The organism is Photorhabdus sp. HUG-39, from assembly GCF_963878365.1.
GTDB classification, from domain to species: domain Bacteria; phylum Pseudomonadota; class Gammaproteobacteria; order Enterobacterales; family Enterobacteriaceae; genus Photorhabdus; species Photorhabdus kayaii.
Genome location: NZ_CAWNWY010000095.1, coordinates 1 through 1,461, shown reverse-complemented (window position 1 = coordinate 1,461; position 1,461 = coordinate 1). Strand labels below are relative to the sequence as shown.

Below are 1,461 nucleotides of genomic sequence, written 5' to 3'. Positions count from 1 at the left end.
AATCGCCAATTTTGATCTATTACTTTTATTTGCCGGAAAGCGAATATGTCCACACCCATACCTGCCATTAAACGTCTCGATCATCTTGGCCTTATCGCCGCTTTTTGTCATGAAGCCGGTTTACCCCGCATGATTGATGCCATTATCCCAAAATATTCATCGCATACCGTCTCTCACGGCGACGCTTTTCTGGCGATGATCCTTAACGGGCTGGGGTTTCACAGCCGGACATTGCACATGTTTTCCGGCTTTTTTCAACATAAGCCGATTGCGCGTTTAATTGGCGCTGACATTGAAGCTGAACACCTTAATGATGATGTGCTCGGCCGAACACTGGATGCCTTATATGAAGCGGGGGTGTCGGAAGTTTATCAGGTGCTTGCTGAGCAAGTGGTTGATAAATTAGGGTTAAATCCCGATTCCGTTCATTTGGATATCACGAGTTTTCATGTCGATGGTGACTATGACAGCGCGTTGGGAGATGACACAAAACGCATTGCACTGGTGCCGGGTTATAGCCGGGATCACCGGCCCGAACTGAACCAGGTTGTCCTTGAACTGATTTGCGAAAATCAGGCAGGTATCCCTGTCTACATGCAGGCTATGAGCGGGAATACGAATGATGCCAAAGCCTTTGCCCAGACGATCAAAACCCATATTCAATGTCTGAAAGCGGCACAAAACAGCCGCGACTTTGTGGCCGATGCCGCCCTTTATACTGAAGCCGCGATCGCTTCGCTTCATCAGCAAAAACAACGATTTATTACGCGTGTTCCCCTGACGATCAAGGAAGCTAAACAGTCTCTCCTGAACGTGACAGCGGAGCAATTCAGCCCCATCAGTGAGGGCTATTCAGGCTGCTGGGTGACGTCATCGTATGGCGGCGTTCCTCAGCGTTGGTTACTGGTGAACAGTACGGCGGCAGAAAAACGTGAAAACCAGACTTTCCGGAAAAACACACTCAGGGAAACAGAAAACGAGTCTAAACAGTTCGACAAACTGGGCAAAAAGCCCTTTGCCTGCCGGGAGGATGCCTTACAGGCACTGCATGATTTTGAGTCTCAATGCCAGTTTATCGGCATCGCCTCGCCGGAAATTCAGGCGATTACCGTCTATGCGGGGCGCGGGAAACCCGGCAAGCATCAACACCCCAAATCGGTTCATTATCAATTAGCCGGTCAGGCTTATACCCGGTTAGACAATGTGAAGCAGGCCAGATTGCGGGTCGGGAGGTTTATTTTAGCGACCAATGAACGGGATGAAGGACAGCTTGATATGGCGGCGTTACTGGCTAATTATAAGGCACAACAAAAGGTAGAGCGGGGTTTTCGCTTCCTGAAAAGTCCGGAATTCCTGACGTCTGCCATTTTCCTGAAAAAACCGGAGCGGATAGAAGCGCTGTTAATGGTGATGACATGTTGTCTCATGGTTTATGCGGCGCTGGAGCATAAAATTCGCCAC

Annotated in this window: 1 protein-coding gene; it reads left to right on the top strand. The window is 49.3% G+C overall.

Going from position 1 to position 1,461, the window contains the following annotated elements:
* Positions 1-45: 45 nt before the first annotated feature.
* Positions 46-1,461 (top strand): IS1634-like element ISPlu4 family transposase (locus tag AAC155_RS24130; protein WP_113044412.1); only part of this gene is annotated, 1,416 nt, incomplete at its 3' end.